Origin of the sequence: Bacillus gobiensis (assembly GCF_001278705.1) — a bacterium.
Lineage (GTDB): Bacteria > Bacillota > Bacilli > Bacillales > Bacillaceae > Bacillus > Bacillus gobiensis.
This window is the reverse complement of the sequence record NZ_CP012600.1, coordinates 3,782,719-3,807,357: the sequence shown is the minus strand read 5'-3', so window position 1 is coordinate 3,807,357 and position 24,639 is coordinate 3,782,719. Positions and strand designations below refer to the sequence as shown.

21 protein-coding genes, 4 tRNA genes, 1 pseudogene and 1 other annotated feature are annotated in these 24,639 nt (G+C 41.5%); of the genes and pseudogenes, 5 read left to right on the top strand and 21 right to left on the bottom strand.

Annotation, left to right across the window (positions count from 1 at the left end):
• Position 1: 1 nt before the first annotated feature.
• Positions 2 to 631, top strand: a complete 630-nt coding sequence (locus AM592_RS24805) for a hypothetical protein (RefSeq protein ID WP_225970276.1) — start codon at positions 2 to 4, stop codon at positions 629 to 631.
• Between the two features lie 447 nt (positions 632 to 1,078).
• Here AM592_RS24805 and AM592_RS19135 read toward each other — a convergent pair.
• The 17 genes and pseudogenes from AM592_RS19135 to AM592_RS19055 form a co-directional block, all read right to left on the bottom strand.
• Positions 1,079 to 1,246: pseudogene (locus AM592_RS19135) on the bottom strand (IS91 family transposase); the annotation flags it as partial.
• A 148-nt stretch (positions 1,247 to 1,394) separates the two neighbouring features.
• Positions 1,395 to 1,793: a VOC family protein gene (locus AM592_RS19130; protein ID WP_053605258.1), complete on the bottom strand. Its 399-nt coding sequence runs from the start codon at positions 1,791 to 1,793 to the stop codon at positions 1,395 to 1,397.
• 172 nt (positions 1,794 to 1,965) lie between these two features.
• A complete protein-coding gene (locus tag AM592_RS19125; RefSeq protein WP_053605257.1) occupies positions 1,966 to 3,360 on the bottom strand; it encodes a hypothetical protein in 1,395 nt (464 codons plus the stop codon).
• Between the two features lie 93 nt (positions 3,361 to 3,453).
• On the bottom strand, positions 3,454 to 3,729 hold the full coding sequence (locus AM592_RS19120) for an ArsR/SmtB family transcription factor (RefSeq protein WP_053605256.1): 276 nt from the start codon (positions 3,727 to 3,729) through the stop codon (positions 3,454 to 3,456).
• 540 nt (positions 3,730 to 4,269) lie between these two features.
• On the bottom strand, positions 4,270 to 4,674 hold the full coding sequence (locus AM592_RS19115; protein ID WP_053605255.1) for a DUF5367 family protein: 405 nt from the start codon (positions 4,672 to 4,674) through the stop codon (positions 4,270 to 4,272).
• Entirely contained in the window at positions 4,674 to 5,258 is a 585-nt protein-coding gene (locus AM592_RS19110; RefSeq protein ID WP_053605254.1) for a TetR/AcrR family transcriptional regulator, read from the bottom strand. The genes AM592_RS19115 and AM592_RS19110 overlap by 1 nt, the downstream gene beginning before the upstream one ends.
• Before the next feature lie 341 nt (positions 5,259 to 5,599).
• On the bottom strand, positions 5,600 to 5,851 hold the full coding sequence (locus AM592_RS19105) for a hypothetical protein (protein WP_211086183.1): 252 nt from the start codon (positions 5,849 to 5,851) through the stop codon (positions 5,600 to 5,602).
• A gap of 263 nt (positions 5,852 to 6,114) precedes the next feature.
• Positions 6,115 to 7,407, bottom strand: coding sequence for an amino acid permease (locus AM592_RS19100; protein WP_211086214.1), 1,293 nt, complete (start codon positions 7,405 to 7,407; stop codon positions 6,115 to 6,117).
• Between the two features lie 94 nt (positions 7,408 to 7,501).
• Positions 7,502 to 7,776: a binding site (T-box leader), on the bottom strand.
• A 580-nt stretch (positions 7,777 to 8,356) separates the two neighbouring features.
• A complete protein-coding gene (gene glmS, locus AM592_RS19095; RefSeq protein ID WP_053605251.1) occupies positions 8,357 to 10,159 on the bottom strand; it encodes a glutamine--fructose-6-phosphate transaminase (isomerizing) in 1,803 nt (600 codons plus the stop codon).
• 555 nt (positions 10,160 to 10,714) lie between these two features.
• The gene (glmM, locus tag AM592_RS19090) at positions 10,715 to 12,061 is read right to left on the bottom strand and encodes a phosphoglucosamine mutase (RefSeq protein WP_053605250.1); all 1,347 of its coding nucleotides are present in this window, start codon (positions 12,059 to 12,061) and stop codon (positions 10,715 to 10,717) included.
• A gap of 33 nt (positions 12,062 to 12,094) precedes the next feature.
• Positions 12,095 to 13,492: a CdaR family protein gene (locus AM592_RS19085; RefSeq protein WP_053605249.1), complete on the bottom strand. Its 1,398-nt coding sequence runs from the start codon at positions 13,490 to 13,492 to the stop codon at positions 12,095 to 12,097.
• Positions 13,485 to 14,303, bottom strand: coding sequence for a diadenylate cyclase CdaA (gene cdaA / locus AM592_RS19080; protein ID WP_053605248.1), 819 nt, complete (start codon positions 14,301 to 14,303; stop codon positions 13,485 to 13,487). The genes AM592_RS19085 and cdaA overlap by 8 nt, the downstream gene beginning before the upstream one ends.
• 200 nt (positions 14,304 to 14,503) lie before the next feature.
• Positions 14,504 to 15,115, bottom strand: a complete 612-nt coding sequence (gene rsiW, locus AM592_RS19075) for an anti-sigma-W factor RsiW (RefSeq protein WP_053605247.1) — start codon at positions 15,113 to 15,115, stop codon at positions 14,504 to 14,506.
• Positions 15,116 to 15,128: 13 nt separating this feature from the next.
• Complete coding sequence (gene sigW, locus AM592_RS19070) at positions 15,129 to 15,692, bottom strand: RNA polymerase sigma factor SigW (RefSeq protein WP_053605246.1); 564 nt, start codon at positions 15,690 to 15,692, stop codon at positions 15,129 to 15,131.
• 182 nt (positions 15,693 to 15,874) lie between these two features.
• Positions 15,875 to 16,540, bottom strand: coding sequence for a pentapeptide repeat-containing protein (locus AM592_RS19065; protein WP_053605245.1), 666 nt, complete (start codon positions 16,538 to 16,540; stop codon positions 15,875 to 15,877).
• Between the two features lie 121 nt (positions 16,541 to 16,661).
• Complete coding sequence (locus tag AM592_RS19060; RefSeq protein WP_053605244.1) at positions 16,662 to 18,422, bottom strand: CocE/NonD family hydrolase; 1,761 nt, start codon at positions 18,420 to 18,422, stop codon at positions 16,662 to 16,664.
• Positions 18,423 to 18,562: 140 nt separating this feature from the next.
• A complete protein-coding gene (locus AM592_RS19055; protein ID WP_053606176.1) occupies positions 18,563 to 19,378 on the bottom strand; it encodes a MerR family transcriptional regulator in 816 nt (271 codons plus the stop codon).
• A 265-nt stretch (positions 19,379 to 19,643) separates the two neighbouring features.
• On the opposite strand from AM592_RS19055, the gene AM592_RS19050 reads away from it, so the two are divergent.
• Together AM592_RS19050 and AM592_RS19045 are read left to right on the top strand one after the other, a co-directional pair.
• Positions 19,644 to 19,919, top strand: a complete 276-nt coding sequence (locus tag AM592_RS19050; protein ID WP_312883830.1) for a FixH family protein — start codon at positions 19,644 to 19,646, stop codon at positions 19,917 to 19,919.
• Positions 19,920 to 20,700: 781 nt separating this feature from the next.
• Positions 20,701 to 22,032 carry a S8 family peptidase gene (locus AM592_RS19045; protein WP_053605242.1) on the top strand — a complete coding sequence of 444 codons (1,332 nt, stop codon included), beginning with the start codon at positions 20,701 to 20,703 and terminating at the stop codon, positions 22,030 to 22,032.
• Between the two features lie 67 nt (positions 22,033 to 22,099).
• On the opposite strand, the gene AM592_RS19040 is transcribed toward AM592_RS19045, so the two are convergent.
• From AM592_RS19040 to AM592_RS19025, 4 genes are all read right to left on the bottom strand, one after another.
• Positions 22,100 to 22,171 (bottom strand) — tRNA-Gln (locus tag AM592_RS19040).
• A gap of 4 nt (positions 22,172 to 22,175) precedes the next feature.
• A tRNA-Tyr gene (locus AM592_RS19035) sits at positions 22,176 to 22,260 on the bottom strand.
• 147 nt (positions 22,261 to 22,407) lie between these two features.
• Positions 22,408 to 22,483 (bottom strand) — tRNA-Val (locus AM592_RS19030).
• Positions 22,484 to 22,509: 26 nt separating this feature from the next.
• Positions 22,510 to 22,584 (bottom strand) — tRNA-Glu (locus AM592_RS19025).
• Between the two features lie 281 nt (positions 22,585 to 22,865).
• On the opposite strand from AM592_RS19025, the gene murQ reads away from it, so the two are divergent.
• Positions 22,866 to 23,783: an N-acetylmuramic acid 6-phosphate etherase gene (gene murQ / locus AM592_RS19020; RefSeq protein WP_053605241.1), complete on the top strand. Its 918-nt coding sequence runs from the start codon at positions 22,866 to 22,868 to the stop codon at positions 23,781 to 23,783.
• Positions 23,784 to 23,786: 3 nt separating this feature from the next.
• On the top strand, positions 23,787 to 24,638 hold the full coding sequence (locus AM592_RS19015; protein ID WP_053605240.1) for a MurR/RpiR family transcriptional regulator: 852 nt from the start codon (positions 23,787 to 23,789) through the stop codon (positions 24,636 to 24,638).
• Position 24,639: the final 1 nt, after the last annotated feature.

Here is a 24,639-nt window from a genome sequence, read left to right as displayed (position 1 = left end):
AATGAATGGTACTGCTAGCAAAACAAAGGAAATAAAAAATCCCCAAAAGATTCAACACCTAACAGATATGTCTAAGAAAGCTATATCTAGCAAGCAAGTGATTTTAAATAATTCCGGTGCTGATTTAGTTTTTGACGATGCGAAATTCTTAGATATTAAAGAAAATAATGAGAAATACGCATCTGTCACAATCCCTATTGTAGGAGAACAATACAGTTTTATAAGTAATTTGACTTTTGTTTTTGATTCAGAAGACAACATTATAAGCTATTCAGAAACATTGATTACAAAAAGTGATAATAATAAGTTTGTTGTCACTACTTACTTCAATGGGAAATTAGTCCAAGAAAAAGTGACTGATATAGATTATATTAGTAACAGTAAACTTCAAAGAGAATTAAAATATATGCAAGATAAAGCTGGTGATGGTGTTCAAGCTCAAAAGAGTTTTAATGAAGTCGTTCTATGCATTTCTTTAGTCGCTTTAATAGATTTAACAGTAGCAAGATTAATTGCGGCAACTTGTATTGCGTCTTGCCCAGCTGTACCAGCAATTTGTGCTGCTTGCATTGGAGCAGTTGCAGTCGTAGGGGGGGCTAATATTCCTGCCATCATATCTTGTTTCAAATAACTTATAAAACTACTAAAGTTCAGAAGCGCAATGATAGTGTTAAAAGCATGCTGAAATGAACTCCCCCCCTCCTGTCAAGCAGACAGTGGAAATAATGATGAAATATCTTTCAACATGCGTTCTTTGTTCCTGCTTTGTTCCTTTTTAGGGTAGAAATGTTCCTTTTTTGATGCCGGTTTTGCGTATATGCAAGTAATCCACGAAAAGTAAGCGATTCCAATGTCGCGCGAACATACATACTATTTTGTATGTATGTTCGCAATTCCCGTCGGTTTGTTCCTTTGTTCCTCCTTTTTCTAAGAAAAGACTATATATAAAAAATATACATAGTACGTGTTACACATATAAAAGATTCCTCAAATAAACAAGGAACTAGGTGGTGTAGTTGGATCTCCGCCATCCATGAAATCAAAATCTCTTACGACTTCATAAGGAATGTCTTCTTTTTCATGACAATTCAAACAAACATAGCTGACGCTCTGCTTCTTGTTTAATGAGTTGATCTTTGTGTTGTTGTTTTTTCTCTTTTTCTTTCCTTTTTTGCGGTGCTTGGATACCGGTGAGATGAACAATCACCCTTTCTAAATAAGCTCTCGTTGTTGGACATAAGGATTGTGAAATCAGTGTCTTTATCGCTCTAATCACAGCCATTTACTCGAATCATAGATTGTGAGCTTTAAAGAAAATGAACTGTTATGAAAAAGTTGTTTTTTTTCCCTATGCGACAACAATACCTAGCTGCAATAATGTTGGGATTTACACATTATTCATCTCTGATGAGGTTAATTGCAGCTACCTTCTCATTTACCCACTCAATATACTCAACAAGCGAGCCATCCGGATGCCTTACAAACATGTTATAGCCAGTCGGAACTTCTTGAGGCTCCGAAAGGATAGTCGCTCCCTTCTTTACAAGTTCTTCTTTCCACTCATTGAGCGAATCAACAAGCAGTGCTAGCTTCATCTCTTTCACAGGCGCTATTGAACCTTCTGGGCCTGCAACCAGCAGAATCGAGCTCACTGTCGCTATCTCCATCCCAGCCTCGTGATACGAGAAGCGCAAATCGCTACGTTCCCCAAGCAATTGTTCATAAAAAGCAATGCTTTCCTCCAGCTGATTATTGCGTATAAAAACTGGGGTATATACTTTTAAAATGTTCATGTCTCTTCATCCTTTCTCACAATGAGATAAATCGTTACTTGTGTAAATCCCACCGGGGGCTCAAGAGTTTAACCCAAAGATACTACAAACTTCGTCAAGGCTGGTGAACCGCCTAGTGCTGAGCCGCATACTAGGGGTGAGAGGACGGGGGTAGCCGTTCTCTCCTACTCGATCAGACGATCAGAAATTTGGTGCCGAACCCTTTGCCTGCGTTCCGGGCAGCGGCCATCTTCTCTTTATCGGCGCCTTCGAGCACGACTACGTTTTCCGGGTAAAGCTTGCCGAGCAACGCCCATTCGAGAAGCGGATTGCCCGCGGTCGGGATCAGATGGGTGTCCTCTTCGTCCGTCACAAGCCCCTCTAGGCCAAGAATGTGCGACGGGTGATGCACACGGACCTGGAACGGGGATGTCGAATCGGAAGCCGCCGCCGGACGATACATAAATCGATGTCCGCGGAACGCTTGGCCGAGATCAACCACATAGACGTCGCCATTGATCTGCAGCCGGTACTGTACGACGACACGATTCGACTGGCCAACCGGCACGAGCTGCGCTTCCCTGATATCCGAAGTCACCGGGAGCGGAACCTCTGTAAGGGCATTCACTGAGTCCCCGCCCGCTACACGGCTGCGAGGGGCCGCATAATAATCGGGGAACTCATAATCGAAGGCGACGAGGCTCGGGTCCCCGTCCGCCGTCCCATCCGGCACCAACAGCACCGGATGCCAGCGGAGCAAGTAGCGGGGAGCGCTCGCCAGCTCAGCTCCGAGGCTTCCAGGCAGCACCGTGCCAAGACGGTACTGAAAGCCGTATCCGACCCTATCCAGCTCCGGACTCAGCACGCTTTGGGCATATTGCACGATAGTCTTGTGCGTCATCTTTTTGCCGAGCAGCTTGGCGAGAAACTCCGAACGTGACCGCTCGACGAACCGCAATCCTTTGCCATGACTCTCCTCGACCTCGATCGGCACTTCTTCCCAATTGTCGAAGGGGAGGAGCGCGTCCCGCAGCAGAATGATCTGGTGCAAGTATTCGTTGAACAGCTGCATGACTCCCGGCCCGCCCGCTGGTCCCATCAGCAAAGAGGAGACCTTGTGCGTCCATAGATGATTGTCACAGTGGCTTCTGAAGCTCAGGCTGCGGAGCGTGGAATTTCCGAATGCTTCGGCTGCCCGCTTTTGTGAATTGAATACCCGCGCCCAGCGGACCAAGCCCTCGCCTATCAGTTGCGCCTGCCGAGACAGCTCCTCCCCTGCCCGGTTATGCTGCGCCATCTCGCCGAGCGGCAAATCGGACTCCCGGCCGGTAATTGCGAGGTTTGCCTCCAGATTGGCGAGCAGCGCCTCAGCATCCGCCGCCCCGCCGAGCTGCACGAGTACGGCCTCCAGCAGTGCGTCCAACTCCCGTACGATATCCTGAGCGCGGTATACGCCGCTCGGGAGATTCCAGTCGTAGCGCTCGTTCGGCTGCTTGGTCACGACGGTTTGCCCGGCTGTCGGGCGTACGTCGAGCTGCTTTCCCCATACGATTTCCCGCTTCCCGATGGCAAGACGATAATTTTTCATATTCGTTGTCTCTCCTTTTATTTTATTATTTTAATTTCAATACTTTCATATATATCGAAATATAGAACAAAAAATCAGTCCAATTGAAATGATTCAATCGGCTACATATCGCTTCAGAATATTCTCTTGAATATGATAAAAATGAAAAGTTCCTTCTTTTCGCGACAATTCAAGCAACCCGCAGTCCGTTAATTGTTTAAGATGGTGAGAGAGAGTTGATCCTTTCGAAAGATTCAGATGCGCCCCAATTTCAGTACAGCTTAATTCCCTATGTTTGCTCAAAAGCTGCACAATCTTCAGCCGAGTCGGTTCACCTAACGCCTTATACACCTTCACAGCCTCTTTTACAGAAAGAGTTTCTTCTGACATTAAGTTGCCTCCTTTTATAATTCTATATTTATAGAAATATTAATCTATAGGGAAGGAAATGTCAATTTCCGAAATTTGAGTCTCCTCAATACCTTTTTTCTACCTGCTCTCATCGTCCTCTAATCTGGAAATAACGCTTATTTTATCCTCCTCTGTCCTCTTAATAAACAAAAAGGGAATCAAAAATCGATTCCCTTTCTTACTCTTTTGCTCCGCAGAAATTACCAAATTCTATTTCTTAAGCTTCTTCAAATGTTTCTTCGTTGAATCCTAATGTTTCTGCCGAATTCTCCATCATTTCATCACAAATAATTTAGATCGTTGTAGAAACCTGTAACTTCTAGGCTTCCTTAAACATTTAATCATCTGTCTAATACAAATTAATATTTGATCAAGGGTTAGACTAAATTCCTTGGAATCTTCTCAAGAAGATTTAAGTTTGGTTTTTATAAGAAAGTTTGCATCTTCTGACTTTCGTAAGCGAAATAAGAACTTTTAATAATCTTTAAAGATTCCCACTTCATAACGATGTTAGCCTCTTTAATTGCTTTGCCTTTTCTTTCGTTCGTTAATTATAGTTGGTATAATTAAAAATAAAGCGTATGCAAAAGTCATCCAAGCTGTAAAAGCAATAACCTGCGAATCATCCAGTTTTGGGAAAATAACATGGTGGTTAGATATAGAGAATGTATCTAATGTTAAGCCAACAATAGTACCAATTAAGCCAAACTTAAGTGCTGCGTTCTCAGATTTATCAAATATTAAGCAAACATATGTAACACCTGACAACAAGATTCCCGTTCCAATTAATAAGAATACAATACTAATAGTAAATCCACTGGTACCAGGACTATAGAGAACACGCTCTCCAATAAGTACGAAAAATATTGTTGCAAAAAACCAGACAATGACACCCCATAATGCTGTATACAAATAATTTTTCATTAGCTCTTATCCTCATTTAGCAGTTTACTAAGTCCTATAAGTAACTGTTCGAGTTCTTCATAAGTTTTTTCTACTGAAAACTCTTTCGATAATAAAGCCTGTAAAGCCAGACCATCCACAATTGCATTTAAAAATACTCCCCATGTTCCTAGTGAAACACCTTCTATAGGTGATTCAGACCATAGTTTCGATAAATGATCCGTTAGAGCATTATTTTCTTTTATCATAATATCTTCAAGCTGCTCTCTTATTTTTTCATTATTAAAACCTGACACTATTAACATTAAGAACAATTTATGAAAAAATGAATCATAAGAACAACGGCTTTTTGCTGACTCTATTGCCTTTCTTATAAGATTTTCGTTACATTGTGATACTTCATTCCAAGAATGATTACAAATATCATTTACGATATCTGCAAACAATTGTTCTTTTGTTCGGAAATGATAATAAATAGTACCTTGTGTCACTCCTGCCATTTCTGCAACTGCCCTCAAAGTAAACTTTTCAATTCCTTTCTCAACTAAACACTCCTTTGCAAATTGAATTAAATCATTTTTATTAACAACATTTGGCTTCGCCATTTTTTCACCACCGATTTAGTTATTCAACTAACTAACTTCATTCTTTTAAAATTTTACCACTTGCTCCATTAAAAAGCTACGAATATATTTCAACGTTTCACTAGCGAATAAATGCTATTTCTTTATTTTCAAACAGCGTCGTTTAATCAAAACGTTAGACAAACCTATGTTTTACGGCAAATTAAAAAAATCCATTTTGAAAAAAATTGATCAAAATGGATTAGATTTAAGTAGTTTGATCATTTTCCTGTGTAGCCAGCATCCAATTGAGAAACAAAAATTGTGCCAAAAAAACCTTGAATGGACATAACATAGAGACGGGATGACCCAACTTGACCAGGCTAGGCACTAACCAAACACCATCCTTCCTTCAAGAAAGTACCTTGCCGGGGAAAACACGCATCACGCTGTTGAATTGCTCCGGCCTCTGCAGCGGCGCGAAATGGCTCACTCCAAGCAGGAGGATCAATTCCCGCGAATGCTACTAGTAAGATATTCGGCATGTTCTCATCATGCTCGCTTTGTACGATTGCGACGGGCACCTGGTAATCAGCCAAATCACGCTGAGAATAGTTGGGTTGTGTCCTCATCATCTGGCCGACAGCTTCGGCAAATGCCTTTAATTGGTTCGGCGTGGCCGACAGATAGGCATAGTCCTTGGCGTGCCGGTCCAAACACCTGTCGAGGGTACTACTCTGCCCTTCGCACAAATAAAAAGACGACTTTTTGTCGTCTTCAATATTTGTTGCTATTGATTAATCATTTTCATTAGCTAATTCTCTTATATATGAAATTTAAGTTTGAGATACCTACATACACTTAGTATCAAGTATATAAGTTGTAGAGTTGGTTTTTGTTATTTACGTTTTATAATATAAACAGCAGTAATCGCTAAGTAGATTATTAAGGTAATAAAGGTAATGATTATTTTTGTTGTGATAATAACACCGGCCAATATTAATAATAAGGAAATAATAGCTATAAGTGTAGTTATTGGGAATTTTCTTTTTTCAATACTATTTTGCTGCATACATGATTTAAAATGAGCCGAAGCAATGATTAACCAAATGAAAAGGACGGTATAACCTAATGAACCCATTAAATAATTAAACGTATTTTCTCCTGCAATAATAGAAATTAGTACACCGATATATAACGAAGAAGTACATAGTAAAATTGCATAAGTTGGTACTTTTTTTATAGATAACTTACTGAATATCTTTGCAATACTGCCATCTATTGCTTGTGTGTAAATAACTCGAGACGATGCATACAATCCAGAATTCATGGATGAAACTAGTGCTAATAAAATAACACCATTCATGATATCAGCAGCGTAAGGAATACCTAACAAATCAAAGACAGTAACAAAAGGGCTTTCTGTTGCATTATTTACCTGATTCCAAGGAATAAGGCTGACAATGATGAAGAATGGCAGTAGATAGAAAGCAACGATACGTGTTAATGTACCACGAGTAGCTTTTGGTATAACCTTTTCGGGGTTTTTCGTTTCTCCTAATGTAACCCCAATTAGCTCTGTCCCACCATAAGAATAAATAACGACTAACATCGCAATAACTAAACCGTCTATTCCATTAGGAAAAAAACCACCATGTCTTGTTAAATTAGATAAACCAACCGCTTGATGGTTACTAGTAGTCACAAACATTAAAAATAAACCTGCCATAATAAAAATAATAATTACACTGATTTTAAGAAAAGCAAGCCAATACTCTGTTTCTGCAAATATTTTTACTGATAATAAATTTACAATAGTCACTGCAATCGAAATAATTAAAGCCAGTGCCCAAATAGGATACTGTGGAAACCAATATTGTAAAAACATAGCAGAAACTATAGCTTCTGCAGCAATGTTTAATACCCACATTTTCCAATAAATCCAGTCTAAGAAATAAGCTGGGTACGAGCCAATGGCGGGTTCGATAAGATCATGAAACGTTCTTGCTTGCTTATTCTTAATCGTCATATCAGCTAGTCCTTGCATAATGAACAGTAAGATCATACCTCCTATAAGATAAGCAATTAATACAGCTGGACCAGCCATGTCGACTGCTACACTACTTCCTTTAAATAAACCTGCTCCGATTGCACCGCCTAACGCCATCATCATAATATGCCGTGTTGTCATTGAACGTTTTAATGATATACTTTCTTTTTTACTCAATTTTTTCTCCCTCCATAAAAAAAAACTCATCGTCTCTTGTCTTATATAAATATATAAGACAAGAGACGATGAGTTTTGACTACCGCGGTACCACTCTTATTAATTCTAACATGAGAATTCTGCTTTGCTAGTACATGTAATTATACTAATACCTTGTAACGAAGGTCAATCGTTAAATTAGTAAAAGATAAGGAAAACAACCAATTTTATGTATCTTTTACTAATTTACCACTCCTGGACAAGTTCAAAGTGTCATTGGACTACGTTTCACCACCCCGCAGCTCTCTATACCTAATGAATCAATCTTTTACTACTTCCACTCAACGCGTATTAATTATTATATTAAGAGTATAAGTAACCTCTTTAGGCTTGTCAATATAAAATTGATAGATAAAGTGCGAGACGTTTCTGTAGCTTTGAAATAAAGATTGATTAAAAACACCTCACAAACCCATATTTTTCGTTAAATTAAAGGAATCCATTTTGAAAAAAGATTGATCAAAATGGATTCTTCTCCAAGAGATTTCAATTTGGTTTTTATAAAAAAGTTCGATCTTTTTCTGTTTTATACTGTTCTATTAAAGCGCCTTTTTGTTTAATAATGATTGACACCTGTTGGGCCGATATATAAGTGATCATCATCTTATATAGGGGTACCATCAGGAAAATGCGGATTTACAACGATAAGGAAATTCCTATACCAAAAATCCCAACTTCTCCGTAAATTTATAGAGAAATTGGGCTTTTCCATTACTTCATTAAAGCGCCCGATCGTGGAAATTATTATTCAATATAGCTATTAAGAAAGAAAATATAAAAAACCCCCTTTAGATAATCATATCTAAAGGGGTAAAACATCGCGACTTTATTTTAAATCTACAATACCTCATAACGGTTATCCAATACTTCCCTCTTACTCCACCGTAACACTCTTAGCCAAATTCCGCGGCTTATCAACATCACAACCGCGATGAAGCGATGCATAATAAGCAATCAGCTGTAAAGGAACAACGGACGCCAGAGCGGATAGAGCCGGATGAGCAGCAGGAAGTACAAATTGGTCATCTGCTTCTTCTAAGCCTTTCAGCGAGATGATGCATGGGTTTGCTCCACGTGCTGCAACCTCTTTAACGTTTCCGCGGATACTAAGGTTCACATGCTCTTGCGTTGCTAGGGCGAATACAGGTGTACCATCCTCAATCAACGCGATTGTGCCGTGCTTTAGTTCTCCGCCAGCAAAGCCTTCTGCCTGAATATAAGAGATTTCTTTCAGCTTCAGCGCACCTTCTAAGCAGACGTAGTAATCGAGTCCGCGGCCGATGAAGAAGGCGTTGCGGGTAACAGTTAGGTAGTCGCGCGCGATCATTTCCATTTCGTCTTTTTGGTCGCAGAGGGCTTCCATCGCGTTGGCGACGATGCCAAGCTCATGAGCTAGGTCAAAGCTCAGTTCCTTATCCCGCTTTCCGGCTGCGATCGCAGCTAGAATTCCGAGTACTGCGATTTGGGCTGTGTAGGCTTTCGTTGATGCGACGGCGATTTCAGGGCCTGCGTGCAGAAGCAGGGTGTAGTCGGCTTCGCGGGACAACGTAGAGCCTGGTACGTTCGTGATTGTTAATGCTTTATGGCCGAGCTTATTGGTCTGTACCAAGACGGAACGGCTGTCCGCTGTCTCTCCGCTTTGAGAAAGGAATATAAACAACGGTTTTTCTGAAAGCAATGGCATGTTGTAGGAGAACTCACTTGATACGTAAACCTCTGTCGGCACGCCTGCCCACGTTTCAAGGAATTGCTTTCCGACAAGTCCTGCGTGGTAGCTTGTTCCGCATGCGACGATGTAAATGCGGTCCGCCTCTGCGACAGCATCGGCGACGTCGCCAGGAACGTCAAGCTTGCCGTTTTCATCCTGGTACGTTTGTACAATCTTTCTGATGACGAGCGGCTGCTCATCGATTTCCTTCAACATGTAGTGAGGGTACGTGCCTTTTTCAATGTCGCCGGCGTCAAGCTCAGCGATGTATGAGGCACGAGTCATGACGTCGCCGGAAAGGTTTTTAATGACAACCTTTTTGTCGGTAACGATGACCATTTCTTTATCCATTAATTCCACATACTCATTAGTTACTTGAAGCATGGCCATTGCATCGGATGCGACAACGTTAAATGTGTCTCCAAGGCCGACGAGCAGCGGACTTTTGTTTTTTGCGACGTAGATGGTTTCTTTGTTTTCAGCATCAAAGAGGGCAATAGCGTAAGAGCCTTTTAAAAGTCCCAGCGTTTTGCGGAACGCTTCTTCGACTTCAAGGCCGCTTTCGACGAATTGCTCGATGACCTGAACGACCACCTCTGTATCTGTATCACTTTTTAATGTGACGTCTTGTAAATAATCACGGGTCAGTTGAACATAGTTCTCGATGACACCGTTATGAACCAGCGTGAACCGGCCTGAAGCGCTTTGATGAGGGTGAGCGTTCAAATGGCTTGGCTCCCCGTGGGTTGCCCAGCGGGTATGTCCGATTCCAATTGTAGAAGCTACTTTGCCATCAACAACCTCGCGCAAATCAGCAATACGGCCTTTTTCTTTGAAAACATGGACGCCTTCATCGTTCATGATGGCAATCCCTGCAGAATCATAGCCTCTGTATTCTAACTTTTCTAGGCCTTTAAGCAAAATTTCCTTTGTATCACGCTGTCCAATATATCCTACAATACCACACATATGTTTTCTTCCTCCAAGTCCTGAGAAGGGGAGAAGAAAATCCTTTTTTGGAAGGGACTTTTCTTCGTCCCCTCCTACATGTTTTTTTATTTGTAGTCAGATCATGCAATTTCCCTTTGTTCAAAGAGTCGCCTCTTTGGTTTAAAGAAATTCTTTTCGGCTGTGATCTGAAATCAGCCGGGAGGCATCCGCCGAATACTTCGATAAACCTCCATCCTCGTCAACTAAGCTCTTGTCCGTCTGCTTAGTTCGGGCGCTATAATTATGAAATTACCTTACTCCCCTCCTTACTTCCAAATATAGAGACAAGACAAATTGATTTTACTACAGGGGAAAATGCACGTCAATCAAAGATGTATGAAAATGATTGGCTATGGAGGCTCTTCCGCGGCTATTGCACAAGGGCGAATCCGCCGCAGAGCGCCAAAGCCAACCAATTACTCACCTTAGTATCTTAAAACCGCATTCCCTACATATTATGTAAAATCTTCTTGCCCGGTACTCGTTTTTCATAAATTGGTCGTATGTCAAACAAAAATAGTTACACTTTAGTTATTATTCTGCACCCATTTCTTTTTTAACCACATTGACAATACGGTGGACATATTTCTCGCACAGCTCTTTTGTCCGGGCTTCAGCCATCACGCGGACAAGAGGTTCTGTACCTGATGGACGTACCAAAATTCTGCCGTCACCATTCATTTCAGCTTCTACCTCTCCAATGACAGCTTTCACTTTTTCATTTTCTTCGACCTTGTATTTATCAGTTACTTTGACATTGACTAACAGCTGAGGGAACTTCCGCATTTCAGCAGCAAGCTCTGACAATGGCTTTCCAGACAGCTTCATTGCGTTTAGGAGCATAATTGCCGATAACAATCCATCTCCAGTCGTATTGTTGTCCAGGAAGATGATGTGTCCTGACTGTTCGCCCCCGAGACTGTATCCTTGTTTTTTCATTGCTTCTACGACATAGCGGTCGCCAACCGCGGTTTGAACACTTTTAATCCCCTCGGCTTCAAGGCCCTTATAAAAGCCGAGATTGCTCATTACCGTACTGACAATCGTATCTTCTTTTAAACGTCCCTCTTGCTTTAAATATTTTGCGCAAATGAACATAATTTGGTCGCCATCGATAATATTTCCTTTTTCATCAACGGCAATTAACCGGTCGCCGTCACCGTCAAAAGCAAGACCGACATCGGCTTCTTTTTCGACGACAAAATCAGCCAGCGTTTCAGGATGAGTAGAGCCTACCCCGTCATTAATATTTAAGCCGTTCGGATTCGTGCCGATCGACGAAACATCCGCGTCTAAATCGGCATAAAGATGCGTGGCGAGTGATGTCGTTGCGCCGTTTGCACAATCAATCGCGATGTGAAGGCCGGTGAAATCGTCATCTGCCGTTTGTTTAAGGAATTGGAGGTATTTTTGTCCTCCTTCGAAATAGTCGTTGACAAGCCCTAGATCGGCTCCAACTGGCCGCGGCAAGGAATCCGTTTCCTGATCCATTAAATGCTCAATCTCAAGCTCTTGTTCATCCGAAAGCTTAAAACCGTCAGAACCAAAAAACTTGATACCGTTGTCTTGAACAGGGTTATGGGACGCTGAGATCATGACTCCTGCTTCAGCGTCCATTGCCTTTGTCAAATAAGAAACACCCGGTGTGGAAATAACGCCAAGACGCATGACCTCGGCACCGATGGAAAGAAGACCTGCTACCAAGGCTCCTTCCAGCATATGCCCTGAAATGCGAGTGTCACGTCCGATTAAAATTTTCGGCCGCTCTTTGTCCTTTGTCAGTACATAGCCGCCGAATCTACCAATTTTAAATGCGAGTTCGGGTGTAAGCTCGCTGTTGGCGACACCCCTGACTCCATCTGTTCCAAAATACTTGCCCATTCTAACAATCGCTCCTTTTTTTACCGCTGATGATTAGGTATTTGAAGTATCGGGTTTTTCCGAATCTATATCCTGTTTTTTGTCCGGCTCTGTATTTGTTTTTGAATCTGGATTCGAACCATCATCTGTGTTTTTATTTGTTTCGTCTTTGTTTTCGTCTTTGTTTTCTTCTTCGTTTTCGGATTCTTTCGATGTAATCTTCACTTTTGCACGTTCCTTTGGCATGGTCCACGTAATGTTCTGCGGACCGTTCACTTCAATGTTCACGTCATGCTCGCCCTCGTTTAAGTTTGATACATCCACATAAAGTTCAATGTCAGAAGGCTGCAATTGATCAATCTCTTCTGTTGAGCCCTTTGCCAAGAGACTCAATTGGCTCGTGTCAGGATCCAAAAATTCTAGGTTCTGGTCATTTTTCAGCCCCACAGGCTTGATTGATACATTGTTCAGTTCTTTTTCCTTCTCTTTCTCAACTTTTACATTGAGTTTGACCTTGTCAGGAGATGCACTTTTCACTCCATCTGGAAGCGGGATGTCTACCTCTTGCACCGTATTATCTTTAATTTTGCTCAGGTCGAGGTCGACTCCATCAATAAATTCAATGGAATCAAGAACATCCTGGGGTCCGTAGATCGTTACTTCAGACGGATTTGTTTCAACGCTTGAAATACTGGTGCCTTCAGGAAGTTTCCCGGTACGATTGATCTTAAGCGGGACTTTTTTGCTCGGGCTGGTCACAGGGACAGTGATGTCGACAACAGCAGGCTCCACGTCAACAGGAAGAATATTTCCGTCACTGTCATAGACAGTCACTTTCGTTTGTTTTTCTAACGTCTTGTCTACTCCTTCCAGATCAACGCCTGCTTTAATTACTGAAATATTGTCGATCACTTCCTTGGCTCCAGTCACCTTCACGTTTTTTGGACTGACTATCGGTTGTTCAGGTGTATAGCCACCTGCCATCTTGTTTTGATTAAAGAAATCAACCTCGACCGGAAAATTCTCTGTCGTTTTTTCCTGGATCGTTACAGTAGTAACAGACGGATTAATCGATACGTCAAGATCTTCATTTACGTTTCTCGCTTTTAACACGACACGATGCGAGCCAGTGGACAAGCCTTCTAAATCTGCATAAATTTCAAAGTCTTTCGTTTGTCTTGCGGTAGTTACAGCACTCGTCGATCCCTTTAATGTGACATTCACAGTCTGCGGAACACCGGTTACCACCAGGTTTTCCTCATCAAAGTACGTATTGACTGGTATATTCGTAAGCGTTGCTTCTTCCGTTGTTGGCTGCTCTTCTTGGAACAATTGCTCGCCGGGTTTTTTAAAATCCGGCTGCTTCTCAATGCTGACAGATATAAATAGCATAATCGCAAGAAGCAGTGCAATAATTCTCACTGCCCACGGGGTATTCAAAAACTTATCCATTCTTTTTCCCCCTCCAGTTCCATAGGTTCGAAGAAGAATTTTTTTCCTTGCGAAATTCTGCCGAAAGCATTTCCTTTAGCGCTTCTTCCGAAATATCCCGATGAAGGTCGCTGTTTTTGGCCAAGGAAATCGCACCCGTTTCCTCAGAGACAATCACGGTAAGGCTGTCAGTTACTTCGCTTATGCCAATTCCCGCTCTATGCCTCGTTCCCAAGTCTTTCGAGATAAACGGGCTCTCCGACAATGGCAAATAACAAGCAGCTGCAGCCACCTCGTTCTTTTTAATAATTACAGCTCCGTCATGAAGCGGAGTATTCGGAATAAAAATATTAATGAGAAGCTCAGAGCTTACCTTCGCATCGAGTGGAATGCCGGTTTCTATGTAATCGCTCATCCCTGTCTCTCTTTCAATCGTCATTAAAGCGCCGATACGACGCTTTGCCATATATCTGACGGACTTTGTAATCGCATCAATGGTATGCTGCTGTTCCTCTTCTTCAGGAGCGGCACTCCTTGAGAAAAGCCGGCCGCGGCCGATCTGCTCGAGCGCTCTCCTCAGCTCCGGCTGGAAGATGATGATGATGGCTAAAACTCCCCATGTAATTGCCTGATCCATGATCCATTGCAGGGTGTTTAAGCCTAAATATTGACTGGCCATTCGAACGACGACAATGACAATAATCCCTTTTAAAAGCTGGACTGCTTTTGTGCCGCGAATGATAACCAACAATTTATATATCACATACCAAACAAGGAGAATATCAACGGCATTGCCGAGGTACTGAAAAAAAGGAATATCCTCAAGAGCCATGTCCTCGTCCTCCAAAAAAATTTTCACTTTTCTATATAAAACTTCGTCGCTTGCTTCTATTATGTGGCTATATTGCTTATATAACCACGTCATTATACCATAATTTCAAATCACAAGTGAAATGAACGCTGTAAGGCATAAAACAATAAAAAAACGGTTTAAAAGCTGGATTAGCTTATAAACCGTTTGAAGAAGCAAGGTTATTCAAATACACCTATCACATCGGAACCAATAGACTTGATCTTGTACCACAGCCATTCAAACATTTCATCAATGACTGTAATTTTGCCTGTTACCCGTCCGGCTGAAGCCGTGTACTGCTCACCATTTACGACAGTTACGCTGCCTTCCACCTTGCCTTCTATCCTGATGTTCCCATTTTTCACGACGACATCACCTTTGACCACTTCACCCTCAGGTACGATGACATTGTTATTTTCAACAATCAGATTCGACTGTCTGGATACGCTGAATGTCTGATCGTTTGACCAGCTGGAAAAAATGCTGGTTCCCATAAGTATCAGAAAAAAGGATGCAGCCACCACAAATGGGTGAGTTTGAAACCACCTTTGTACAGAAACCCTCCGTTTTTCTTTCGGAAGACGCTCCATGACGTTTGCAGTAAATCCTGCTGGAGCTTCTACATGAGAGGTACTCTGAACAAGGGCAATCGATTTTTCGAGTTCATAGAAATGCTGCTGGCAGCTCTTACATATAGACAAATGCTCTTTCAGTGTCCTCTCGTCTTCCGGGAGGATATCTCCATCCAGTTGTTCGTGCATAAGCAGAACAATGTGTTCGGGACAGTTCATTCAATCACCCCACTTATAAATCCCTAAGTTGTTTTCGTAAAGCCTCTCTGCCTCTGTGTATTCTTGTCTTCACCGTACCGACAGGAATATTCAAAATTTCGCTGATTTCAAGCAAAGAGAGCTCATCAATATACTTTAGAACGATCACCGCCCTGTACTTTTCCGGAAGCCTGAGGATTTTTTCCTGAATGGTTCCCTGCAGCTCCATGGAAATGACTTCCTCTTCAGGCAGCCTTCCTTCAGCTGCGATTTGGGAGTACATATTCAAACCATCCGTTCCTGCAACCTCAGCGTCCAAAAAATAATCAGGTTTCTTCTTACGAATACGGTCTATCGTCAGATTGGTTGCAATTCTGTAAAGCCAGCTTGAAAATTTCCGATTGATATCATAGCTTTCGATATTTACATAGGCTCTGATTAAGGCCTCTTGAGCAATATCTTCGGCTTCATGGGCGTTGCCGAGCATACGGTAACAAAGCTGATATATTTTGTCTTTATAAATATCAACAATGTCCGCATACGCATTGCGATCACCTTTTTTTACTTGTTTTATTCTTTTTTTGATCAATGTTTCCATAGTTTTTTTAACCTCTGCCTTCACCGATCTGTATGTATACGAATGACTTAGTCATAAGTTTCATTTTTTTATATAAATAAGTTTATCAAATTTTTGGCAGAGTTTTGCTGAAATTTACCTTAAAATTTCAGCTTTTCTATTATACGAAATTCAGTCTTTGAAATCGAGATACTTTTTTACCGTTATTGTGAATCCTTAATAATTAACCCAAGAGCCCTGGAAAAACCGACAGCTTGCTCCGGTGAAATAATGCACCCCGCTAAATTTTCAATCGAAACCATTAAATTTTCGAACGAGCATGTACTTAAATCGATCCCTTTCAACTTCGTTCCCGCAAAATTTGCCTGGTTCAGATCACATGCTTCAAAAGCCGCTTGCTTAAACTCCGATTCATAGAAATCCGCGTTGGCCAGCGAGCATGACTCATAACGCACGTGCTTCAGATTCGAAAAGCCGAACGATGCATACTTGGCATGGCATTCTTGAAATATCACGTTTCGCAGAGCGGCTTCTGAAAAATTAGTTCCTACCAGCTTGCAATTCTTCAACTCCACACGGTGCAATATCGCATGGCTGAAATCAACATTGGACAAGTCACAATGGTCAAATAATACATCGGTTAACTCTGCATATGGAAAGGCGGTCTCTGCAAATGAGGTGTTTTGAAAAACAACCTGTTCGAACGCCATTTTCTCCACATAGATGTTCGCAATTTCTGCATCTCTCATTTCGGCTTGATAGACATAGGATTCTTCATTTTCCAGATCGGCAGCCTTGAACCGATTGAAATCTGCGCGAATTTTCGGCTTGTCTATTTTCACTCTTTTCTTTTGGTTGTTTTGTGCCATCTTTATCTTATCCTTTCAACAAAGATAGGAAGTTTAATTTCAATTATATGAGATTTTCGAAAAGAATCATAAAATAATACAACCTTAGCTCATTTAACAGGCCAAGGTTGTATTAGTCTAATTATTTTCTTGGAATGATAGGAAGAACAATTGAAGAAGGATGCTCTTCATCATGCAAAATCGTTTGCTGGGCAGGTATGAGATCATTCTCTTCATCCTCACCAAAATCTTGTCCCGTATTCGGATTTCGATCCCAGCGCGGGAAATTGCTGCTGGTAATATCCACGCGGATGCGATGTCCCTTTTTAAAAAGATTGCTTGTAGACCATAGATCAATTTCATAGAGATAGGGTTTTCCAGGTTCGATCAAGCTTGGAGCTTCTCCCATTCCCCTATTCCGAAAACGGGCGCGAATGATACCATCCGTCAAATTAATAGCTGTGCCATCTGGATGGACATCTACTAATCGAGCGACAAAGTCGGTATCCGGAGCACTAGAAACCGCCCATAGCTTTACTTTTACCGGTCCGGTTACTTCTACAACTTGTTCTAATACGGGAGTCGTATAAACTAGCACATCCTCCCGGGATTCAATTTCCCTTTGATCAAATACACCGCCAGGAAAATCCGGCAGCATAAATATCGATCCTCCTTTCGTGGGTACTGGATTTATAGGATCATAGGTAAAATGATCGGGTTTTTCTTGAATAGGGGAAACCGTACTAAGAGTGCCGTCTCCCTGAAGAGTATTAGCACGTCCGCTGCTATGCAAATAGTATGTTGTATACTGGGTACGAGCCAGCGGCCATTCGTATTCATTACGCCAGACATTTTCACCCATTACAAACAATTTGATAGGGGCTTCGTTAGTAATACCAGTATCAATTCCTTTTAAAAAATGATCAAACCATCGCAAATGGATTCCGATCAAATCTATCGTTGTGGAATCAGCCGACTTTCCAAAATTGATTTCTCCAACTTGATGGCTATGATCTATATGCTGCCAAGGTCCAATGACTAATTTACTCTGGCGGGCTTCCGGACTGCCTCCGTTGTTACGCATTTGTACAAAATTATCAATCGTTCCCTGCAGGAAGATGTCATACCATCCAGCGATTTGGAGTGTAGGAACCGTAACGTGTTCATGTTTCCCCTTTAATAATAATGAATCAACATACTCTGGATCCACGTTTCTTTTAATGTGTTCAAGAATTGAAGGTGCCACTTTGTTTCTGGTAAAAGGAGCAAAATTTTTCAAAGGAAGTGATTTGATTTCTGTTTGTAGTTTTTCAATTTCTGATTGTAATTGATTTTCCGCGAGAGCTAATTCTTGCTGATCTGGATAAAGTCTTGGAAGCGTGTCTTCAAACATCCCTAATTGCCAATACGATAAAAAACCCAGCTCGAAAGCGCCCCCTCGGTACATAAATCCGTCAAAAGGGTCACTCCAAGATAATGCAGGAGAAGCCGCCATTAAAGGATCCGGTTGTTGAAGCATCCCAGCCCATTGCGTAAAAGAGTAATACGATAGACCAAACATCCCTACTTTACCATTGCTATAAGGAAGGTTCGCAGCCCAATGGATGGTTTCATAACTATCGGAGGCTTCGTGGTTTGCAGTAAGAATAGGATCCCAATCTCCCTCTGAAGCAAAACGCCCTCTTGTATCTTGGATGATAACCACATACCCTTGCTGAACTGCACGTGGAATATCATTAAATATATAAAGTTCGTTGTCCTTTCCATAAGGCAAGCGAGTCAAAAGAACTGGCCAAGGACCTTTACTATTAGGACGGTATATATCAGCTCGCAACACCGTTCCATTTTTCATCTCAACTGGTATATTTACTTCTGTGATGATTTGATTTTCTAAATTAGTCATTTGATAAGCTCTCCTTTTACCAAAGTCTTCTTTTATCACAAAACATGCTGATTAATTTCAGCGTTCAGTTGTTCCAATTCCAAAGGATGCAAGAGCTAATACCTTTAGCGCAATTGGCCTAGACTGATTTTTTCTCAATCTCAACGTACATTTGATGGCACTTTCTCAATAGGAATTTGAACCTCCGCAATGTAAAAATCATGTTCTGGATGTAAAAACACTTCTCGACGAGGTTCATTTTCTTTGATTTGATATCCATTTTGCTCAATCCAAATCCCTAATTCAGCGCTGGCTGTGCAAGGGCTTGCAGGATGACAACGATGCAGCAGGGTTGCCGCCATCGGAGCCTCAGGCAGCTGCTGAACTTGAACTTCTGATTTCATTGATATTTGTTGCAGGGGATAGCAGACTTCTAAATCAACTTCCCCTTCACATTCTTCACAGCAATGCCAGAGGACAGTCTGAGGATATGAGGAAGAAAAGTTTTTCCCAAGATCACGATCCAGCTGTGCAAAAAGCTGAGGGATTTCTTGAATCGCTGCAGGTTTACGTAAAGAGGCGAAGTGTTGTGCTTCCAGCTTTTTTATAACAACCTCATGCTCCGCCTCAATACTCCCTTCTTTTTCAATTTGATACAGCCGCTCCTCAATCCGTTTTAAACGACCTAGTTCGTTTTCTAACAGAGTATGAATTTCGGCCTGTTTCAAACGGAACATCCCGCGAATTTGTTCGACTGGAATTTCTTCTTCTAATAACAGCCTGATTTGGTTTAGTGTAAACCCTAACTCTTTAAAAGCGAGAATACGATTTAATAGAAAAAGCTGATCAGCTGTATAGTATCGGTAGCCTGTATCAGAATCAATATAAGCCGGTTTTAACAGCTCAAGCTTGTCGTAATAACGAAGAGTTTTCACAGAAACCTGGCCAAGCTTGGAAAACTCACTGATTTTAAACATCGTTTCATCACCTTTCTTTGCAGCAGTCATTGCTTCTTATTTGGAATATACACCTTCCCGTACAGGGGAGAGTCAAGATGAATATAAACACATTTTAAATCGTAGAACGTGGAATTGTCTGTTTATAGATTCACGGATTAGCTTTCAGATAAAAAATGAACCGATTCTAGATGAAATGGCTCATTTTTTATCTGAAACTCGGAAGAATTTATAAACCACCTAATTCTGGGGCTTTTTTCTCTTAGCTTAAAATGGAGTCGGTTTCATTATAATAAGTACTTTTTCGCTTCTGTCGTCAGCTTGTTCAGTCACCCCTGGTACGGCTAATCTATATCGACAGTCTAAACCGCTAGAGGTTGATATGATCTTGCCCGAAAGCTTTTCTCTGAATCAAAAACAGGTGATTAAGGTCAATCTGACACAAGGCGGGGAAAAAGTAGATGCCGCTGATATTCAGTTTGAAATCTGGAAAAAGGATAGCAAGGATAATCCAGATGTAATAAATGCACGGAATGACGAGGAAGGACGTTTGCAGAAATAACATTTACCGAAGATGGCTTGTGAAAGCGGAGGTCCGCGCTCGGGATTCACATGTAATGCATACTAAACAAGTGATTGCCGGAAAGCTTTCCGAAGAGGAAATAAAATCACTGCAGCCAAAATCCGAACAACATCATGGCGAGCATAGCCATCATTAATTCTATCTTTAAATTCAACCATAGTTCATTGATTAATCTAAATAACCTAAATTTGAGAGAGCTATTAAATAATCATGAAACTTTTTCGAAAAATCGACTTATTGGAGAGCCCCAAAAAGACGCAAGTGAGTCTTAAAAATGTCCTTCATTTCTGTTCTGAAGGACAAAAGGTGCAAGTGAACCCAAGAAATGGCCTTCATCTGCGTTGTGAAGAACAAAATGACGCAAGAAAGCCAAAGATATGTCCTTAATCCGGGTGCTGAAGGACAAGAAAGACGCAAATGAGCCTTAAAAATGTCCTTCATCTCTGTTCTGAAGGACAAAATGGCGCAATAAGTCCATAGAAAATCAATTTTCACACCCATAATGTATATCACTCCGTAACTCTTCGTTAAACTTCATTTTCTATTAGAAAATCCGCGTGCCTACTTTCACCTTCACAATGGAAATCGTGATCTTAATTTCTCCGACAATCTCTCTTTAACTCGAAACATTCCTTTCCCCATTTTTATAAATAAATAGTAATGATAGAGCCCCTTTCACTCAAACGGTGGACAAACATCCTTACAAATTTAGACATGTCTTCATAATCTATCAGGTAACCTTTTAAAAGGAGGATAATTTATGTTTGGCTACTCTATGGTTCAAATGGTGCGAGCAAATGCCACTAAGCTGGATCGGCCCTTGCGGGAAAACGTATTGCAGCTTTACAGGCCACTTAAATGGACTCCTTGTTTCATGCATCGCCAATTTGAATATAGACTTTTACAATCGAAAAAAATTTCAGTCCTCATTGAATTTGAAAAAGACTGCCATAAAAACGGCTATCATACTATTAGTACAATTGTCGGCAGTCAAAAAGGCAATATGTTAAGACATAATTTTACACGCACCGGCTTCTGCAGTGCGGATTTGACTCCTCTAACTTTACAAAAGCTTCTTACAAACTGTCACGATATTCGAAAAATCTATTTAAATCGAAAAGTCAACACATTACTGGATGTAGGTGTTCAATCAAGCCATGCGAAGAAAGTCGTTCGAAATAATCAAACGTTAACAGGAAAAGGCGTAACGATCGCCGTTATCGATACCGGCATTCATCCGCATGCCGATTTAAAAGGAAGAATCAGGGGTTTTGTTGATTTTATCAGTCATAAAAAAGAGCCGTACGACGATAACGGGCATGGGACACATTGTGCCGGTGATGTTGCAGGAAACGGCGAGTCATCCTCAGGACAATATAAAGGACCTGCTCCTGAAGCGGATCTAATAGGCGTTAAAGTATTAAATAAAATGGGTTCCGGTTCACTGGAGACAATTATTCAAGGAATAGAATGGTGTATGGAATTTAATGAACAATACCCTGACGATCCAATTGATATTATTAGTATGTCTTTAGGTTCAGAAGCCCTCAACTATGAAAATGAACAAGAGGATCCAATGGTTAAAGCCGTTGAAGAAGCTTGGAATTCGGGAATCACCGTTTGTGTAGCGGCGGGAAACTCCGGTCCCGAACCAAAAACGATCAGCAGCCCGGGAATCAGCGGAAAAGTAATCACGGTCGGAGCCTTTGATGACAGGGACACTGAGGGGGCAGGCGATGATGGCGTTGCATCGTTTTCAAGCCGCGGCCCAACGATTTATGGAAAAAACAAACCCGATATTTTAGCTCCCGGCGTCAACATCATCTCGCTTCGCTCCCCTAATTCCTATTTAGATAAATTGCAAAAATCAGCCCGTGTTGGGACAGCCTATATGACGATGTCTGGAACATCCATGGCTACCCCGATTTGCGCAGGAATCGCAGCGCTCATTCTTCAACAAAAGCCGGATGCTGGTCCGAATGAAGTGAAAAGGCTTCTTATCGAAGGCGCAGCTCTCCCAGAGGGAATAGCAGATCCAAATGTATTTGGTGCAGGGTTTACTCATGCAGAGAACTCAATTCCTGCTGATTGATAGCAATATTATGGTAGAAAAAAACTCTGGCAGGAATAATTCCTGCCAGAGTTTTTTATTACATATACTGGGCTAGCTGGATTCGAACCAACGAATGACGGAGTCAAAGTCCGTTGCCTTACCGCTTGGCTATAGCCCAATGATGGTGGAGGGGGACGGATTCGAACCGCCGAACCCTGAGGGAGCGGATTTACAGTCCGCCGCGTTTAGCCACTTCGCTACCCCTCCATATTAAGGTCTTTAGCTATGCCGGCAAGAAAAATAATAGATCTTGCTGTAGTATTCAACTTGGGCTCGCCGTCCCAAATTTGGTACTTACAAATCAAACACAGCTTTTATAAGATAACACAAAACCTAAAGATTATTCAACTAAGATGGTGGAGGATGACGGGCTCGAACCGCCGACCCTCTGCTTGTAAGGCAGATGCTCTCCCAGCTGAGCTAATCCTCCAAAGAAATTCTTAGCGTTCCACAGTATGGTGACCCGTACGGGATTCGAACCCGTGTTACCGCCGTGAAAGGGCGGTGTCTTAACCGCTTGACCAACGGGCCATCGTTCGTGTTCTGTCGAATCTGACAAAAACCATTATAAACAGGTTTCTACTAGTTTGTAAAGAGAAAATTTATCATTTTATGATAAAAAAACAAAAAAACTTTCCCCATCATTGTAAAATGATAAAAACCCTGTTTCTATGCTGAACATAGCGATAATAGAACTCAAATTGAAATAAAATTTCAGAAAATACAAATAATTATTGAAATTTCATTTGAGTCTTCATATACTGAAAATACGAACAACTTAATCTGGTTGCAATTTGGGAGGATCCATATTAATGAAGGAAAACGATTTGCATTCTTTAACGACCGAATTACGTAATGATCGTTCAAGAAACATGAATCACTCCGATACGATGGAGATTTTGACAGTAATCAACAACGAAGACATGAAGGTCGCGGCAGCCGTTCAGAAGGTTCTTCCTGATGTAAAAAAAGCGGTTGATTTTGCAGTCGCATCACTTAAAAACGGCGGAAGGTTACTCTATATCGGTGCTGGTACGAGCGGACGTCTCGGTGTGTTAGACGCAGTAGAATGCCCTCCTACATTCAGCACCTCTTTTGAATCGGTTGTTGGAATTATCGCAGGAGGAGAAAAAGCATTTGTAAAAGCAGTGGAAGGTGCAGAGGACAAAGAAGAATTTGGTCAAGAAGACCTTATCAATATCAAGTTAAATAAAAAGGATACTGTCATCGGAATTGCAGCAAGCGGCCGAACCCCTTATGTTATCGGCGCGTTAAAATACGCCCGAAAAATCGGCGCCAAAACTGTCGCTCTTGCGAATAATAGCAACTCTTTAATTGGAAATGAGGCAGATCACCGCATTGAAGCAATCGTTGGTCCTGAAGTATTGACAGGATCAACAAGAATGAAGGCAGCAACCGCACAAAAAATGATTTTAAATATGATTTCCACCACAACAATGATCTGCTTGGGAAAGGTTTATGAAAATTTAATGGTCGATGTAAAAGTGAGCAATTACAAATTAAAGGAACGGGCAATTGGAATCATCAGTACCGTTACAGGCGCCAGTTACGAAACAGCAAAGGTAACCTTGGAAAAAGCAGATCTTCAAGTAAAACCCGCAATTGTAATGCTAAAAACCAACACGTCCTATGATGTCGCTAAAGAACTTCTCGCTATAACCGATGGATTTATTGAAAAAGCAATCACTTTACATGAACGAGGAGAATAACCAATGACAACCGGCGGACTAAAAATGATTCAACAGATGATGAGCAAGCTTCCTCAATCTGAAAGGAAGCTTGCCGCCTATATTTTAAAAAACCCGAGGGAGGTGATCAACAGCACTGTTCAGGAGGTCAGCTCCTCTGCTGAGACAAGCGGCGCCGCAGTGATTCGTCTCTGTAAATCTCTTGGACTGAATGGCTTTCAGGATTTGAAAATCAGAATTGCCGGCGACTTAAATAAACCTGCAGAACAGGGCTACAGAGATATTGAACCATCTGAATCACTCTATTCAATTGTAGAAAAAACGACGAGCAACAGTATCCAAGCGATTCGCGACACGGCAGAAATCGTTAACCACATCGAGATAAAACGAGCCATCGATCTTATTATCAATGCCAGCTATATTCATTTCTGCGGCATCGGCGCGTCCCACATTGTCGCGACAGATGCCCAACAAAAATTGTTGCGCATCAATAAACATGCAACTGCATTTACCGACATGCACCTTGCCGCAACACTCATTGCCAATGGCAATCCTAATGATGTAGTTTTCGGAATTTCTTTTTCCGGGGAAACACGGGAAACGATAGATATTCTAAGGCTGGCCAGAGAAAAGGGAGTAAACACAATCGGTTTGACATCTTTTGGACAAAATACTGTTTCTTCTCTATGCGACGTTTCACTTTATACCTCTCATTCTAATGAGGCACTGTTTCGAAGTGCCGCAACCTCTTCCCGTCTGGCACAGCTTTATATAATTGATATTTTATTTCTGGGAATTGCCGCAAAGCAGTATGACAAAACCATTCAGTATATTGACCGAACGAGAGACGCGATCAAATTTTTAGAGAAAAAGTGAA